Annotated in this window: 15 protein-coding genes; all 15 read right to left on the reverse strand. The window is 58.3% G+C overall.

The features are described from left to right. Window positions 1-205 precede the first annotated feature (205 nt). Window positions 206-535, reverse strand: a complete 330-nt coding sequence (locus KGB03_RS20355) for a GlpM family protein (RefSeq protein WP_178082235.1) — start codon at window positions 533-535, stop codon at window positions 206-208. An 8-nt stretch (window positions 536-543) separates the two neighbouring features. Beyond that, a complete protein-coding gene (locus KGB03_RS20360; protein WP_223528576.1) occupies window positions 544-1,872 on the reverse strand; it encodes a sigma-54-dependent transcriptional regulator in 1,329 nt (442 codons plus the stop codon). Beyond that, complete coding sequence (locus KGB03_RS20365) at window positions 1,869-3,770, reverse strand: sensor histidine kinase (RefSeq protein WP_223528579.1); 1,902 nt, start codon at window positions 3,768-3,770, stop codon at window positions 1,869-1,871. The genes KGB03_RS20360 and KGB03_RS20365 overlap by 4 nt, the downstream gene beginning before the upstream one ends. Before the next feature lie 72 nt (window positions 3,771-3,842). Further along, a complete protein-coding gene (locus KGB03_RS20370; RefSeq protein ID WP_074874020.1) occupies window positions 3,843-4,577 on the reverse strand; it encodes an amino acid ABC transporter ATP-binding protein in 735 nt (244 codons plus the stop codon). Beyond that, window positions 4,574-5,245, reverse strand: a complete 672-nt coding sequence (locus KGB03_RS20375; RefSeq protein ID WP_033053683.1) for an amino acid ABC transporter permease — start codon at window positions 5,243-5,245, stop codon at window positions 4,574-4,576. Before KGB03_RS20375 ends, KGB03_RS20370 begins: the two co-directional genes overlap by 4 nt. Continuing rightward, the gene (locus KGB03_RS20380; protein ID WP_111451999.1) at window positions 5,245-5,991 is read right to left on the reverse strand and encodes an amino acid ABC transporter permease; all 747 of its coding nucleotides are present in this window, start codon (window positions 5,989-5,991) and stop codon (window positions 5,245-5,247) included. Before KGB03_RS20380 ends, KGB03_RS20375 begins: the two co-directional genes overlap by 1 nt. 193 nt (window positions 5,992-6,184) lie before the next feature. Further along, the gene (locus tag KGB03_RS20385; RefSeq protein ID WP_111451998.1) at window positions 6,185-7,099 is read right to left on the reverse strand and encodes a glutamate/aspartate ABC transporter substrate-binding protein; all 915 of its coding nucleotides are present in this window, start codon (window positions 7,097-7,099) and stop codon (window positions 6,185-6,187) included. 269 nt (window positions 7,100-7,368) lie between these two features. Next, a complete protein-coding gene (mtr, locus tag KGB03_RS20390; protein WP_223528582.1) occupies window positions 7,369-8,646 on the reverse strand; it encodes a tryptophan permease in 1,278 nt (425 codons plus the stop codon). Between the two features lie 118 nt (window positions 8,647-8,764). Continuing rightward, entirely contained in the window at window positions 8,765-10,102 is a 1,338-nt protein-coding gene (locus KGB03_RS20395; protein ID WP_218538361.1) for an amidase family protein, read from the reverse strand. A 44-nt stretch (window positions 10,103-10,146) separates the two neighbouring features. Next, window positions 10,147-11,847, reverse strand: a complete 1,701-nt coding sequence (locus KGB03_RS20400; RefSeq protein ID WP_218538393.1) for an NAD(P)/FAD-dependent oxidoreductase — start codon at window positions 11,845-11,847, stop codon at window positions 10,147-10,149. Window positions 11,848-11,873: 26 nt separating this feature from the next. Then, window positions 11,874-12,359: an aromatic-ring-hydroxylating dioxygenase subunit beta gene (locus KGB03_RS20405; RefSeq protein ID WP_223528585.1), complete on the reverse strand. Its 486-nt coding sequence runs from the start codon at window positions 12,357-12,359 to the stop codon at window positions 11,874-11,876. Then, window positions 12,337-13,614, reverse strand: coding sequence for a Rieske 2Fe-2S domain-containing protein (locus KGB03_RS20410; RefSeq protein WP_223528588.1), 1,278 nt, complete (start codon window positions 13,612-13,614; stop codon window positions 12,337-12,339). The genes KGB03_RS20405 and KGB03_RS20410 overlap by 23 nt, the downstream gene beginning before the upstream one ends. A gap of 40 nt (window positions 13,615-13,654) precedes the next feature. Then, entirely contained in the window at window positions 13,655-14,602 is a 948-nt protein-coding gene (locus KGB03_RS20415) for a flavin reductase family protein (protein ID WP_218538364.1), read from the reverse strand. A 7-nt stretch (window positions 14,603-14,609) separates the two neighbouring features. Then, entirely contained in the window at window positions 14,610-15,020 is a 411-nt protein-coding gene (locus KGB03_RS20420) for a DUF4440 domain-containing protein (RefSeq protein WP_218538365.1), read from the reverse strand. Beyond that, window positions 15,001-16,368, reverse strand: coding sequence for an MFS transporter (locus KGB03_RS20425; RefSeq protein WP_218538366.1), 1,368 nt, complete (start codon window positions 16,366-16,368; stop codon window positions 15,001-15,003). The genes KGB03_RS20420 and KGB03_RS20425 overlap by 20 nt, the downstream gene beginning before the upstream one ends. Window positions 16,369-16,436: the final 68 nt, after the last annotated feature.

Below are 16,436 nucleotides of genomic sequence, written 5' to 3' on the forward strand. Positions count from 1 at the left end.
TATCGGCGCTTGGGTGAAAGGAGGAGGGGCGAAATCTCCCACGGTCTGTACTGCGTCAACAGTCGGAATCGAGCCTTGTCCCTCCTCCTCCCTTCAAGTCCTACCATACAAGCGAGCCTGCTCGCGAAGAGGGAGTGTCAGTTGGCATTAATGTCGACTGAAACACCGCCTTCGCGAGCAAGCTCGCTCCCACAGTGATTTGCGCTCAATTCTGGAAGTGGACCCAAACCGAAACCAGCACCGTAGCCGCCATCAACCAAGCCACCGCTGCCACAGCGAGCGAAGCCTCCAGCCGCATCCGGTCCACCATCACATACAACGTCGCCAGGTAGATGAAGTAAGGAATGATCGACCACATCCCAAACACGATGGTGGTCTTCAAATCCTCCAGCGAGCGACCCTTGCCGACGATGTAATGCGCAATCAGCGCAAAGGTCGGAAACAGCGGCACCAATCCTGCGATGTAATAGTTTTTGGTCTTGGCCAGTGCGGCGAGGATCACCACCACGGCTGCGCCCAGGGTTGCTTTGAGGATCAGGTCCATCAGTGGCTCAGCCCGTACTTCTTCACTTTGTCGAACAGCGTGGTCTTGGCCATCCCGAGTTCCAGACTGGCCTGGGTCAGGTTGCCGCCACTGCGCTGCAAAGCGTCGCTCAGCAGGTTGCGTTCAAACGCTTCTACCGCTTCGGCGAAGGCCAGGCCCTGATTGCTGCCGATGGCGCCGGATTTCTTGAAGGCCGGCAGACCGAGGGCAAAACGCTCGGCGACGTTGCGCAGTTCGCGTACGTTGCCCGGCCAGTCGTGGCTCATCAGGTTCGACAGGGTCTGGTTGTCCAGGTCCGGCACGGCACGGTCGAAGCGCAGGGACGACTGCTGCAGAAAGTGTTCGAACAATTGCAGGATGTCTTCGCGGCGTTCGCGCAGCGGTGGCAATTCGAGGGTCACCACGTTCAAGCGGTAATACAGGTCGCTGCGAAATTCGCCCGCCTTGCTCGACTCGTCCAGATCGGACTTGGTCGCCGCGATCACCCGGCAATCCACCGCCACGCTCTGGTTCGACCCGAGGCGTTCCAGGGTGCGTTCCTGCAACACCCGCAGCAGCTTGATTTGCAGCGGTAGCGGCATGCTTTCCACTTCGTCGAGGAACAGCGTGCCGCCGTCGGCGTGTTCGATTTTGCCGATCCGGCGCTTGCCGGCGCCGGTAAAGGCGTTGGCTTCATGGCCGAAGATTTCGCTTTCGAACAGGTTCTCCGGCAGGCCACCGCAGTTCAGCGCGACGAACTGCTTGGTGTGCCGCCGACTGAAATCGTGCAGGCAACGCGCAACCAACTCTTTACCGGTGCCGGTTTCGCCTTCGATCAGCACGTTGGCCGACGTATCGGCGACGTTGGCGATCAGTTCCCGCAGGTTCTGCATGGCGGGCGAGCGGCCGATGATCCGGCCTTCGAGGGAATCCCGTTCCGCCAGTTGCCGACGCAACGAAGAGACTTCCCGCGCCAGGCTGCGTTGCTCCAGCGCACGGCGCGCTACATCGACCAGACGCTCGGGGGAGAAAGGTTTCTCCATGAAGTCATAGGCGCCTTTCTGCATTGCGCCGACGGCCATGGAGATGTCGCCGTGACCGGTGATCAGCACCACCGGCAGGCTGCGGTCGCGGGCCTTGAGTCGGGTCAGCAATTCCAGACCGTCGATGCCCGGCAGGCGGATGTCGCTGATGACGATGCCGGCGAAGTTGTCGCCGACCCGCTCCAGCGCTTCTTCGGCGCTGCCGACGCCCACGCAGGGAATGTCTTCCAGGGTCAGCGCCTGTTGGCAGCCGAGCAGCACATGGGGGTCGTCTTCGACGATCAGCACACTAAGGTCGTTGTTCATATTGGCTCGGCGTGAGTGGGGCTTACCAACGGTAAACTGAGGACGAAAGTGGTACCACCGCTGGCCGGGTGCTCGACACCCAGGTGCCCGCCAGTGGCGGCGGCCAGGCTGGCGGAAAGGGTCAGGCCAAGGCCCAGGCCCTGTTCGCCGGGTTTGGTGGTGAAGAACGGCTCGAACAAATGCTTGCGCGCTTCGGCGTCGATGCCGTGGCCGTTGTCGCGTACACGAAGGCGATATTTGCCATCGTACTCTTCGCCTTCGAGCCACAGTTCTGGCAGCGGCTGCGCCTGCATGGCGTCGAGGGCGTTGCCGATCAGGTTGACCAGAATCTGCTCCAGACGGGTCTGGTCGATCTGCACCTGCACATCGGCGAAGTCTCGGTGCAGTTGCAGATGCGCGCTTTCCACGCGACCACCGAGCAGCTGCAAGGCTGCATCCACCCCTTTGCCGAGGCTGGCCTGACCTTTGTCGTCTCCGCGGCGAGCGAACGAACGCAGGCTCGCGGTGATCCGGCCCATGCGGTCGATCAATTCGTTGATGGTCTTGAGGTTGGTGCTGGCAACGTCCAGTTGACCACGTTCCAGAAACCGCACGGTGTTGCCGGACAAGGTCCGCAACGCCGCCAGTGGCTGGTTCAATTCGTGGGCGATGCTGGTGGACATCTGGCCGATGGCCGCGAGTTTACCGGCCTGCACCAGTTCATCCTGGGCACGGCGTAGCGTCTCTTCAGCCACACGTCGTTCGCGGATCTGGCCCTTGAGCCGTTCGTTGCTGGCGCGCAGGTCGGTGGTGCGTTCGGTAATCCGACGCTCCAGTTGATTGTTGGCTTCCTGCAAGGCTTCCCGGGCGGCGAGGCGCGTGGCAATGACCTTGCGCCGCTCGTTCCAGGCGATCAGCAGGAACGCCACGAGGGCAAACGCCACCGCCACCAGAATCCCCTGATTGATCGCTTCGCGACGCAAATCCTGCAGGGGGGTGAGCAGGGTGAAATTCCACGGGGTATCGCTCAATGGCCGGGTTTGCGAGAGGTAGCTGATGTCCTCTTCATCGGATTCCACTTCGCTGTTGGCGGGGAAGGTCAGTTTTTCCTCGCCTTCGGCCAGTTGTTCACGGGCCAGCGGTTGCAGTTCGTTCAGTGGGAACCAGTAGTACTGAAGGCTGCGGGCCAGTTTTTCCTTGGTCTCGTCGCTCAGCGGTACAACCGATTTCAGGCGCCGTGCCGGATCGCTGGAAAGAATGATGATGCCGTTTTCATCGCTGACGAACGCTTCCAGCCGCGCGCGCTGCCAGCGTTCTTCCATGGCTTCGAGGCGCACCTTGACCACCGCGACGCCAATGATCTTGCCGTGTTCTTCCAGGCCATGAGCCAGGTAATAACCGGGCTCGCCGTTGGTGCTGCCGATGCCATAGAAGCGCCCCGGCTGACCGCGCACGGCATTCTGGAAATAGGCGCGAAAGGACAGGTCTTCGCCCAGGTAACTGTCGACATCGCGCCAGTTACTGGTGGCCATGACCCGGCCAGTGGTGTCCATCACGTAGATAGCCCGACTGCGGCTGCGCCGGTTCAGGCCTTCGAGGTATTCATTGACCGTCTGTCGGTGTTCTGGCGACGGGTCGGCTAACAGCGTCGAAACGCTGGATTCGAGTTCCAGCAGGCTGGGCAGGTAGGTGTACTTGCTGATCTCGCTCTCGACGGCGCGGGCGTGCAGTTCCAGCTGACGCTGGCCGTTCTCGCTGAGGCTGCGAATCCCGTAGTGTTCACTGACCCAGAAGCCGAGGTAACCCAATCCGATCATCAGGGCGATGACCAGCGGCGGCAGGAACAGATGGCGAATCAGACGGGGTTTCACGGCGAGTGATGGCGGCGCGGCGCGATAGAGATTGGTGTCGCATTTCATCACAGATGCCTTGGGTCAACCACAACACAAATCTCCAGACCACCACCGGCCCCTGTGGGAGCGGTGCCTTTCTTAGTGCTGCAGAATCTTGGCGAGGAAGTGCTGCGTACGCTCGGCGCGGGCGTTGATGTCGCCGAAGAACTCCTCTTTCTTGCAGTCTTCGATGATCTTGCCCTGGTCCATGAAGATCACCCGGTCCGCCACTTTACGGGCGAAGCCCATTTCGTGGGTCACGCACATCATGGTCATGCCTTCGTGGGCCAGTTGCACCATCACGTCGAGTACTTCGTTGACCATTTCAGGGTCCAGCGCCGAAGTCGGTTCGTCGAACAACATGACGATCGGGTCCATCGCCAGCGCACGGGCAATCGCCACACGCTGTTGCTGACCACCGGAAAGCTGGCCCGGGTGCTTGTGCGCATGGGCAGACAGCCCGACGCGCTCAAGCAGTTGCAGGCCTTTCTTGGTGGCTTCTTCCTTGCTGCGGCCCAACACCTTGATCTGCGCGATGGTCAGGTTTTCGGTGATGGTCAGGTGCGGAAACAGTTCGAAATGCTGGAACACCATGCCAACGCGCGAACGCAGTTTCGGCAGGTCAGTCTTCGGGTCGGCGATGGACGTGCCATCGACCACCACGTCGCCTTTCTGGAACGGTTCCAGGGCATTGACGCATTTGATCAGGGTGGATTTGCCGGAACCGGACGGCCCGCACACCACAATCACTTCGCCTTTTTTGACCTCGGTGCTGCAGTCAGTCAGTACCTGGAAGTCGCCATACCACTTGTTGACATTCTTGATAGAGATCATACGGCAAACCTTTTTTGCAGACGCTTGACCAGCAGCGAGGCGGCAAAGCTGATTGTGAAGTACGTGAGACCTGCAAAGATCAGGAACTCGTTGGAGCGACCGATGATGTCGCCACTGGCACGGGAGGCGTTGAGGAAGTCCACCAGACCAACCGCGTAGACCAGCGAGGTGTCCTGAAACAGGATGATGCTCTGTTGCAGCAGCAGCGGGGTCATCTTGCGGAACGCTTGCGGCAGGATGATCAACCGCATCATCTGGCCATACGTCATGCCCAGGGCTTGGGCTGCACCCATCTGACCCTTGGAAATCGACTGGACGCCGGCCCGGACGATTTCGCAGAAGTACGCCGCTTCGAACATCATGAATGCCACGATGCACGAGGCAAATGCGCCGATCGGGGTGTCTTCGCCGGTGATCCAGCGCAGTACGAACGGCACCGCCAGGTAGAACCAGGTGATCACCAGCAGCAGTGGAATCGAGCGGAAGTAGTTAACGTAGGCGCCGGCAATGTTCGACAGCAGTTTGCTGTGGGACAGGCGCATCAGCGCCAGGATCGTGCCGAGGATGATCCCGCCGACGACGCCCAGCGCCATCAATTGCAGGGTCATGACCATGCCGTTCCACAAGCCCGGCAGGGACGGGATGATGCCCGAGAAGTCGAATTCCATCATTTACCCCCTACGGAGATCAGGCCCGGTACGGCGACTTTCTTCTCGACCATGCGCATCAGCAGCATCAGGCCCATGTTCAGGGTGAAGTAGATCAGCGTGGCCAGGGTGAAGGCTTCGAACAGGTTGGCGGAGAACTCGGCGGTCTGTTTGGTCTGCGCGAGCAACTCCATCAGGCCGATCAGCGACGCCACGGAAGAGTTCTTGAACACGTTCAGGAATTCCGAGGTGAGCGGCGGAATGATGATCCGGTAAGCCTGGGGCAGCAGCACGTTCCAGTAGATTTGCGGCAGTTTGAAGCCCATGGCGCGAGCGGCGGATTCCTGGCCGCGAGGCAGCGCCTGGATACCGGTACGCACTTGTTCGCAAACACGAGCGGCGGTGAACAGGCCCAGGCAGACGACGACGCTGAGGTAAGCCGAGGTGGTCGGGTTCAGGTCCTGCTTGTACCAGTCTTGCAGGTTCTGAGGCAGCAGGTCGGGCACCAGGAAGTACCAGATGAACAGCTGAACCAGCAGTGGCACGTTACGGAAGAGTTCGACGTAACAGGTCGCAATGCCCGATACGATGCGGTTCGGCACGGTGCGCATGACGCCCAGCATCGAGCCCAGCAGCAGTGCAACGATCCAGGCCACGACGGCGATGGCGATGGTCCAGCCCAAACCGGAGGCGTACCAGTCGAGATACGTCTCGCTGCCCACTCCGGTGGACTTGAAGAACACGCCCCAGTCCCAGTTGTAATTCATTAGGGTCTCCCCTCAGATCGATCGATGTACAAGTGCCCGCCTGGGGAAGCTCCGTTCCCGCCCTGATCGTGAAGACCGGGCACACACGAGCGGCTCGACAGCCACCGGTTCGAGTGTTTCCAAAAATGCCAGCAGGGAGTGACTATCCCCCGAAAGGGCAGTGGCCCTTTCAGGAGATAAGGTTAGTCAGAAATCAGGATTTCTTTTCGTCAGCCGCTTTATCGGTCGGATTGGCGATCAGGGCCTTGAGCTCGTCGCTCATCGGGAACATGAGGTTCAGATTTTTTGGCGGGATTGGCTGCATGAACCATTTTTCGTAGATCTTGTTGATCTCGCCGGACTTGTAAGTCGCGATGATTGCGTCATCCACAGCTTTCTTGAATGGTGCGTCGCCCTTGCGGACCATGCAGCCGTAGATTTCGTAGGACTGTGCAGTACCGGTCACGGCCCAATCGGTTGGCTTCTTGGCCTTGGCCATTTCACCGGCCAGCAAGGCGTCGTCCATCATGAAAGCCACGGCGCGGCCGCTTTCCAGCATGTTGAACGACTCGCCGTGGTCTTTGGCGGAGATGACGTTCATGCCCATTTGCTTGTCGGCGTTCATCGACTTGAGGATGCGCTCGGACGTGGTGCCAGCGGTGGTCACGACGTTCTTGCCTTTCAGGTCCGGGAAGTCCTTGTAAGGCGAATCTTTCTTGGACAGCAGCTTGGTGCCGATTTCGAAGATGCCGACGGAGAAGTCAACTTGCTGCTGACGTTCGACGTTGTTGGTAGTGGAGCCGCACTCGACGTCCACGGTGCCGTTCTGCACCAGCGGGATACGGGTTTGCGAAGTCACGAGGTTGTATTTGACCTGGAGGTTCGGCATGTCCAGGTCTTTTTTGATGGCTTCAACGATTTTCAGCTGGATATCGTGGGAGTAGCCAACCGGTTTGCCGGAAGCGTCCGCGATGTAGGAAAACGGAATGGAAGCGTCACGATGCCCGAGGGTGATAACGCCGGACTCTTTGATCTTCTTCAGGGTGCCGGTGAGTTCGGCGGCGAAAACTGGAGTGCTGATCAGAGCGGCAGCAATGGCTGCGCCCAGGAGATGGGGAACGATGCGCATCAAATTTTCCTCGACATTGTTTTTATATGGAGCCAGTTCATCGGCTCTTTTTTGTGCTTCGAATGCTTGCCGGCTCCTGAAGGGTTGGCACAGCTGTCATTCGTCCAAGAGTGTAGAGCATGACTCGTGCCAGGCCAGGCTGAATAGATCAACCTATTGATTTATAAGGGGATTAAATATTTATGGCGAGATTTTTGATGGTGGGTAAATACGGTTATCCGAATCGACCGACTGGTCGCGTTCGGAAAACCGAATGGTGTTCAGGCCTGCTAACGCCACACCGGCAACCAACCCAGTGAAAACAGGACATGTGAAACCGCGCTGATCACGCCGAAAAACAGCACCAGGGCAATCATGGGCTGGCCTCCCCAGACGCGATACCGCGGGCTGCCAAAGCGTTTGCGTGAGGCGCTGGCCAGCAATGCCGGGGTGATGACGGCCCAGAGGGTCGCCGCCAGACCGGCGAAACCGATGGCATGGATAAATCCTTCGGGCCACAACAACCCGCAGAGCATGGGCGGTAGAAAGGTGGTGGCCGCAGTTTTCAAGCGACCTCGCGGGCTGTCATCAAAACCCAGCACATCGGCCAGATAATCGAAGAGCCCCAAGGTCACACCGAGAAAGGAGCAAGCAACGGCGAAGTTGGAAAAAAATGTGAGGAACACGTCGATTTTTGCGCTGTTGAGCATTGCTCCCAACGCGCTGATCAGTACGTCGATATTACCGCCACGCTGAGCGATATTCTTGAACCCGTCCCGGGGAATGTTGCCCATGCTGCAAACCATCCAGACGACGTAGAGCCCAAGCGCGATGAGGGTGCCGCTGACCAGGCAGGCACGGATACGCTGCGGGTCTTTGCCGAAGTGTTTCACCAGGCTTGGAACATTGCCGTGAAAACCGAAGGACGTCAGGCAGAAGGGCAGGGTCATCAGCAGGTAAGGGAGGTAGTGGTTATCCGTGGCGTTTCGATTGAGCAGCGTCGCCGGTTGCACATGACCGAGCAGCCCGCCGAAGGTCAGGAAAAACGCGATGATCTTTGCGCCAAAGATCAGCGTGGTCACCCGGCTCACCGCTGCCGTGCTCAGCCATACGATGAGCGCGACCGTCAGCGTGAAAAACCAGCCCCCGGTACGTGCCGACAGATTCCATTCCAATGATTGGGCGCTGTGATGAATCACCGAGCCGCTGGCCGAGATGTAAGCGTAAGTTAGCGTGTACAGGACAAACACGATGCTCAATCCGTTCAACACATTCCAGCGACGACCCAGCAAGTCTTTGGTGATCGTTGAAAAACTGGCGCCCGGACGATAGTTGAGGTTGGCCTCAAGAATCATCAACCCGGAATGCAAGGTGCAGAACCAGGCAAACAACAGGACCGCGACAGAGCCATAAAACCACAGGCCGGACATGACGACCGGCAGCGAAAACATGCCGGCGCCGACAATGGTGCCACCGATCATCATGGCGCCGCCGAGCACCGAAGGCGACCGTTCGAGTGCGACGGGGGTAGTGGATGAGGTGGAAGAGGACGTAGAAGTGCTGCGCATGGCAAGGCCTGCATTTGAATTATTAGAGGGCTGTTCTTTCGGCGGGCTGTGCTGCCGGCCGCGCGTGCGAAAGGATCAGCGCCATTCAGCGTTGCTGATGAATGGCGCCGACAGCGCGTTAGTGCATGGCCAGCAAGCGTGATAACTGACGGGCTCTCTCCAGCAGCAGGCTGTCCTGACCGGGCAATGCGTCGAACGAGAGTCCGACCGGCAGCGAGTGTTTTTCCGCTACGGGAACGGTGACACTGGGAGCTGCCAGATTGCTGGCCGGGTCGGTGTTGCGCACGAACGTTTCGAAGTTGCTTTCTGCCTCGCAATCGGTGAGCAACGGTGCCGTGCAGCTGACGGTGGGGTACGCAATCACATCCAGTTGATGGACATTGAACAGACGGCTGTATTCCCGACCCAGCTGCAGCTTGCTCATCAATGCCTGCACATAATCCTTGTAGGAAATCGCCGGGCTTTCGAGTTGTGCCGTCAGTATTTTCTTAATGCCCGGGTCCTGGATCTGCGCCAGGATGCTCAGGAAGTTGTCGCCCCAGCCTTCCTTCATCAAGAAACGCGGGAAGTCGATAAAGAACTCATAAATCGGCAACGGGAACTGAATGCTCTCGTTGATTTCCCCGATCAACAGGTCATCGACTGGAACCAATTCCACGCCCTGATCTGCCAGTACTTCGATCGCTGCGAAGCAGTCGCGTCGGACTTTCTCTTCGAGATCGGCCCAGAGGAATTTTTCCGGAATGCCCACCCGTAGCGGTCTGGTGTCGTCCGGGGCGGCGGGGGGGGACCCGATCAGTTGATGGTGGATGAACTGGCAGTCTTGCAGGGTGCGGGTCAGTAGCCCCGGCGTGTCCTTGGTCTGGGAAACGGGCACGATGCCATCGACCGGGTAGCAACCCGTGGTGGGACGGAATCCGACGATCCCGCAGAATGCTGCGGGGATGCGCACCGAACCGCCGGTGTCGGTGCCCACGGCGCAGGGCACCAGACCGGCGGCGACGGCTGCCGCACAACCGCCGCTGCTGCCGCCGGCGCTGTAGCGTTCGTCGACCGGGTTGACCACGGCGCCGTGGGTTCGGTTGGCCGACGTCACCCCGAACGAAAGTTCATGCATGTTGTTTTTACCCACGACTCTGGCGCCCAGCTGCTTGAAGCGCTGGACAATCCCGGCATCGGACGACGGGTAGTAGGCGGCCAGCCCCGGCGTGCCTGCGGTGGTCGGCATGCCGTTGACATTGATGTTGTCCTTGAAGGAAACGGGCATGCCATACAGGCCGGCCTCTCGGTCCGCGCCGGGGGTGCCCTCGAACGCTGTCGGATCGAATGTGATGAAGCTGTTCAGGTGTTGATGATCACGCTGTTTGTCGCGCTGGGATTGGTGCCAGGTGTCCAGGCAGTGACTGCCACTGCGAAATCCGCTGACGAGTTCTTCAATTGAATGTTGGCTGTACATAAAACGGGTCTCGGCTATGGGGATGGAGGCTTGCGATGAAGGCATCAGCAATAGCGGTATTGAGCGTGCAGCCCGTCCAGCGGATTGTCGGCAATCAAGTCGCCACCCAGACTGCTGATCACCGCACAGGCACCGTTGAGCGCTGTTTGAATGGCGCCTTCCGCCCAGCCTCCGGTGAAAGAGCAGCCGCACCCGGCGAGGTACAACCCCGTGTCCTGTTGTGAGTCGAGGGCTGTTTTGAATTGGTAGAACAAACGTTCCGAGTAAATATCGTCACCTGGAAAGTTGAGTTTGAAGGCCCCCAGTGAATGCTTGTCGGTCAGCCAGTCATACTCCAGGACGTATCGCTGGTAGTTACCATTGAGCGGTAAAAGGTGGCCGGCAAACTCAGGTGCACTCATGGCCAGTTCATCGACAAGACGCAAGCAGCGTTGAACTTTGTCGGTCATTGAAACCATCTTGTGGGAGTCGTCTTCCCAGGTGTAACTGATCAATACCACGCCCCAGGAATCAGGGTCTTGCGGCGCGTAATCCAGGCAATACACGCCCTTCACCAAGGTGTCCGTCTGGATGTTCTGTGGCAGACCGTGTTTCAACCAAAACTTGTCTTTGGTCAGGATGAACAGCTTGGACGAACCGACCATGTGGGTTTCGTTGATCGCCCGGGCGACATCTCGATTCACGAAGGCCTGGTTCTGTGTGAGCTTCATGTTCACTTGCAGCGCCCGGGTTGTAGTCGTGGTGATCACCCGGTCGCAGGCATAGGTCTCACCATTACTGCCGGCCAGCAGGATTTCACCGTTATCGCCCTTGTTGATGGACTCGATGCGGGTGCGGCAGATTCGGTCGCGCAATGGCATGCCGTTGAATGATGTATCGGCAATCAACTCCGACAGCGACGAGATGCCCATTGGCACCAGTCGTTGATTGACTTCGAGGCCATTGACCACCAGCCGCAGGATCTCGGTAAAGGAGGCGCGGTAAACCGATTGGAAACCGCCCGAGCCAATCCCCAGAGACCCGAATAGATGGAAGTCTTCGGGTTTGCGCCACTGTTGTCCGCCGGGCGGGTTGCTGCCGGTGAAAATCCGCACCATGGCCGAATAGAACGAGCTGTCGCCGAAACAATCCAGATAGCGCTGCCATTCCGGCTGCACTTCCGGGTAATTGTGTTGCTTCAGTAACTCGGTCAGTAATAACGGTGGCGCCAGGCAGGTGCCGTCATCGAAGGTCACGCCCTCTTTCAAAAAGGCATTCCAGCCCCGATGGACCGTGCTGAAGATGGCCGGTGGCGGCTGCATGGCGGCCCAGTGGTAAGTCTCCCCGCGGTAGTGAATTTCGGTATCCACCACACCGGGGTCAGGAAACGCTTCAGTGGTTTCGATGCCGAACCGGTTCAGGTAGTGAAACAAACCGACCTCGCTGGGAGGAAAACGCATCGCCCCCATTTCGGCGATGAATTGCGGGTGGTCATCGTCAAAGCGTTGGGTCAGCAACCGACCGCCCAAGTGTTCCTCGGCAGCCTCGAACAGTGTGACGCGGTGGGCGCCGGCACGGAGTAATTCATAGGCAGCGACCAGCCCGCTCAATCCGGCGCCGACAATGCCAATGTGTTTGTCGGCCGCTCCGGGTGGCAAGTAACCGATTGCATCAACGGCATTGCGCAAAAACTGGCCGTAGTCGTACAACAGATCGACATACGGAAAAGAACAGGGAAATGTGGCTTCGTCGAAGCCGGTACTCATAACGTTCACGTGTGATTCTCGATAAATCAGATGATTAACTGCAGGCTTTCAATCGCACGGGAGGGATTGAGCAGAAGTACTTTTTTGCCTTTGATTTTCCAGGTGCCTTCGACGTTAATCAGTTGATGCTCGACGGTGACCGGGTAATGCCATTCGCTGTCACCGCGGGCTTCGCAATAGAGCATGTTGGTGCTGCTCGATGCGCTCAGTTCGTCGTCTTCCATACGGATCAACGAACACTGGGCAATATGCAAGCTGCGGCTCTTGGGCTGTTGCGAGTAGTTGCGCGCATTGGCCAATCGGTTGATGCGCAACGTCGTCAGAAACCGGTCTTCATACAGCAGCGACGACTCATGAAGGGGGCTGGTCTGTTCTCGTCGCAACGGTATCCAGTAGGTGTACTCGAGGGTCAGCAGTTGTTGCCAGGCACCGAAATCTTGTTGGTCCAACAGCTGGATTTCGGTGGCGATCAACTGTTCGATGGCGTGTTTATTGTTCGGATCGAGTTGCATTGTTTCCCCGCATCAAGTGCTGCCAGCTGTTGTAAAAGTTGCGCATCGCCATTTCGCTGGTGCCCGAAACCACCTGCGTCCGCTCATAGGATTCGTTCGATTCAAAGAGTCGCGCCACGTTGACCCACTCGTTGGCGTCGCTGCGCAATCCCTCCGTCGCCCGCTCGTACATTTCCACATCGTCGTGGGCAACCATCGAGCAGGGGGAATTGATCAGGTTGTTGTACTGGACGGTTCTTTCCAGCAACTGGATGGGGGCACCCAACAACTCGAAGATCCACGACTCGACCACCGTCTCCTGGGCGCTGATCGGCTTGATCACCCGCAACGTCTGGATCGGTCCCTTGACCATCAGGTTCGGGAAATAGACGGTGTTGTGTCGGGTGTCTTCGAGAATCTCGGTGGCCTGGCGCTCGCCATAGCTCTGGACCATCAGGTCCCAATAACCCGGAATATCGGCATAGGCTTTATGGATTGAGTTGCTGACGCCGGTATGCCCATGGCCGTTGGGCCAGGTGCGAATGCCCATGTTGGCGAAAAACTCGTAGGACGCCATGAACGGTGCAAACAGTTCGACCGCCATGGGCGAAGGGCTGCTCTGGTCGCTGGTTTCCTTCCACAAGCGAATTGCCTCGCCCGCCGAGGACTCATGGGCAATCATCGGGTGACAGGTATCGGTCTGGTTATCGACGACCATTTTCCAGTTGCAGTGATGTCGGTGCAGGAGCGGCTGGCCAACGACGCGAAGCTGACCCAGGGGCGAGCGCAGCACCATGTTGTCCAGTGTCGATAATGACTCGCCGAAAAACGTGTTGAAGTCGATGCCTTCCACCTGGAGGCGGACAAACACAAAACCGCGATAATTCTCCACCGCTGCGACGGCTTGCATCCCCTTGTGGGCGGAGCAGGCGCTGAGGTCGCAATCGTCGTATTCCTTCTTCACCGGAATACTCAACAGTTCGCCATCGGTCTTGAATGTCCACGCATGGTAAGGGCAGCGGATGAACCGGCCGACGTTGCCGCGAGGCTCGGCCAATACTTTCACGCCTTTGTGCGGGCAGCGGTTATGCAGGACAACTATCTCGCCATTTTTTTGCCGGACCATTGCCAATGGTTGTTGGGCAATGTCGGTGGTGAAAAAGTCACCAGGCTGCGGGATCAGACTGTCGTGCCCCACGTAGCACCAACTGGCGGCGAAGACGCTGTGTTGTTCTTGTTCGAAGAGTTGCTGATCAAGGAAGAGCGATTTGTGCACTTCTCTGCCGTTGAAGTAATTGTCCAAACGGTTTACCTCGTTAGATAGCCAGCTTCAGGCGTTGGCTTTTGGCTCGCGAGACGCAGGGATAAATCCTTGCGCTACAGGCAGCTTCTTTTTCGCTCATGATGAAATCGCGATGGTCGACTTCGCCCTCAAGGACCTCTAGCGCGCAGACGCCGCACTCACCGCGTCGACAGTCGTAGAGCGGGTCTAGACCGGCAGCCTCCAGCGCCTCCAGCAAGGTTTGATCTTGATCGACGTTGACGCTGATACCCGACTCGACGGCGTCAATCACAAAGGCCGACTCATCGTCTTCCCGGACCACATTGAAGATTTCAAAATGGATGCGCTCGCGCGCCAGGCCATTGGCTTCGGCATGGCAAAACACGTCGTTGAGCATCGATTGCGGACCGCAGACGTAGAGCCGGTCGTGTGGCGAAAGGTCTGCCAGGACCTGGCTGACGGAGCGGCGGCCATCGGGTTGACTGGAGAAGTGGAAGTGCAGGCGCTCCTGCAACAGTGCCTTCATTGGCAAGGCATAGGCCGCGTCGTCGTCGCTCCTGGCGAAATAATGCAGATGTGCGCTTCGATTTAATGACGCCAGGTGATGAAGGATCCCGGTCAGTGGTGTAATGCCGATGCCTCCGGCAAGCGCAATGTCTCTGCCGACGCTTTCAACGAGCGGGTAGGTGAACGTATTGAACGGGCCATCGAGCTGCACCGTGTCGTTGACGGCCAGCGAACGAATGTAGCGACTGCTGACCGAGTCGGCAGTGAGCCGGATGGCAAAGATGACGCTGCCTTGCGGCGTAGTGCGGTCTGCCAGCTGTACCGCCGAGTAGTGCCGCCATTCATTCAGTTCGGGGATGAACCATTTGAAATGTGCGCCCGCTGCTGGCGACGCAGACCCCGCTGCTAGCGGGCTGACGGTGATTTCTTTGATAGACGCCGAGAGCATTCGGCAATCAGTGATGGTGTAGTTCATACGATAATCAGCTTCCCTGACTTAGCGGCGTTTCATGCAGGTAGATCCATTGGGCGTTGTGGTGATGCATGCCAATGATCGCCACCGAAACCCGTGAGCTTTCGCGCTGGGCGAGGTGATGGGTTTCCTTGTAGCGGATCGCCACGCTGTTGCCTTCCTGCCAGACCGTCTGCAGGTCGCTGATGACGATCTCCAGGCCTGGCTTGGCGCCGACTGCACCTTTGAACATCTGTTCGACCGTCGCCCGGCTGACAATGGCGGCCGAGGTGGTGACCAGGGTGAAGTGCTCGGCAAAGGCCGACATCAGCGGTTCAAGCACGGCCTGCCCCTTGCCGTTTGCGTCGGTGAACAGGGTGTGGATCAGCTCGTGCACGTGATGAATGCTGTGGTGCGCCTGTTCAACTATTTTGTTGTGCATGACAGTCCTTTTGAGTGTTCAACTGACTCAGTTGAAAGAGTGGGAACAGGCCCACCAGCGCGGCGATAGCAAAGGTCACGTGGTAGGCCTGGGTGGTATCGAAATGCTTCAAGAGCAGGTTGAAAACCATCAGGAAGAGGGCGGCGCCGATGCTGAATGACATCTGTCGGTTGATGTTCCAGATGACACTGGCCTTGTGGGTGTCATTGCCCTCGAAGTCCATCAGCGACGTGGTTTGTGCTGTGTTGGCGCCGATGCCGCCGCCGATTCCCATCAAGCTGTAGGCGATGACAATCACCATAAAATCTGAGGGATCGTTCACCAGTAACAGGGTGGCGATGCCGGCGCTGTGCAAGAGCATGCCGAGGGCAAACAGCCGCTTCGCGCCCATCCGGTTATAGACCCGGCCACAGATCAGCATCGCGATGAACGCGCCGATGGCGTACAGGATCATGAACATCCCTGTCAGTCGGGCACTGAAGTGCAGAGTGTTTTGCAGGAAAAAGATGCTCATCAAGTTGACCCCCGTGAACACACCGGGAATCGCGTAATAGATAAAGATGGAGGTGCTGAGTTTTTTGCTTTTGAGCAGGCTCAGTTCAATGATCGGGTTTTTGCAGGTGCGGTAGTGCAGCCCGTACAGCACGACGAAAGCAACGCCGGCCATGACGAAGAGGGCGGCCACCCATGCCGGAGCGTCGCCGCCATACAACGACATGCCCATCAGCAGGCTGCCGAGTGCCGCGCTGACCAGCAGCAAGCCCTTGATGTCGGGCCGGGGTAAACTCGTCGGCCGCGCTTCGTTGATCCAGAACCAGGACAGCAATGCCGCGATCAGCGAGAACGGGATGTTGCTGTAGAACACCCAGCGCCAGGAGCTGCTGTCGACGATGACACCGCCGATGGTCGGTGAAATGGCGGGCGCTATCAGGGCAACGGCCATGACCAATGTGGATATTTTCGCCCGCTGCTCGCCCTTGAACAGGTTGAACGTCAGCGCCTGGCCGACAGGAATCAAAAGGCCGCCACCAATCCCCTGGACGAAGCGCCAGATCACCAAATCGTTGAAGCTGTTGGCCAGTCCGCACATCCACACCGAGGCGGTGAACACGATCATCGAGGCGGTGAGGATTTCCCGGCTGCCAAGACGACCGGCCAGCCAGGTGCTGACCGGGATGATCAGAGTCAGCCCCAGAATATAAGCGTTAGCCACCCAGGCAACGTCTGAAGTACTAACGTGCAGCGCCGCCGAGATACTCGGTAATGCGACCGCCGACATAAAGATGTTAATGCAGTCTATAAAAAAGCCGATCAGAAATATCAGTGCAACTTTGTAGCGATAGGTCATGTTGTTTCCCCTTTGCCACAAAGCATAGGGGCGGTGGACTTGAACTGTCGATACGACTATCCTTGAAA

The sequence above is a fragment of the Pseudomonas sp. BF-B-26 genome (assembly GCF_019956495.1).
In the GTDB taxonomy this organism is placed as follows: domain Bacteria; phylum Pseudomonadota; class Gammaproteobacteria; order Pseudomonadales; family Pseudomonadaceae; genus Aquipseudomonas.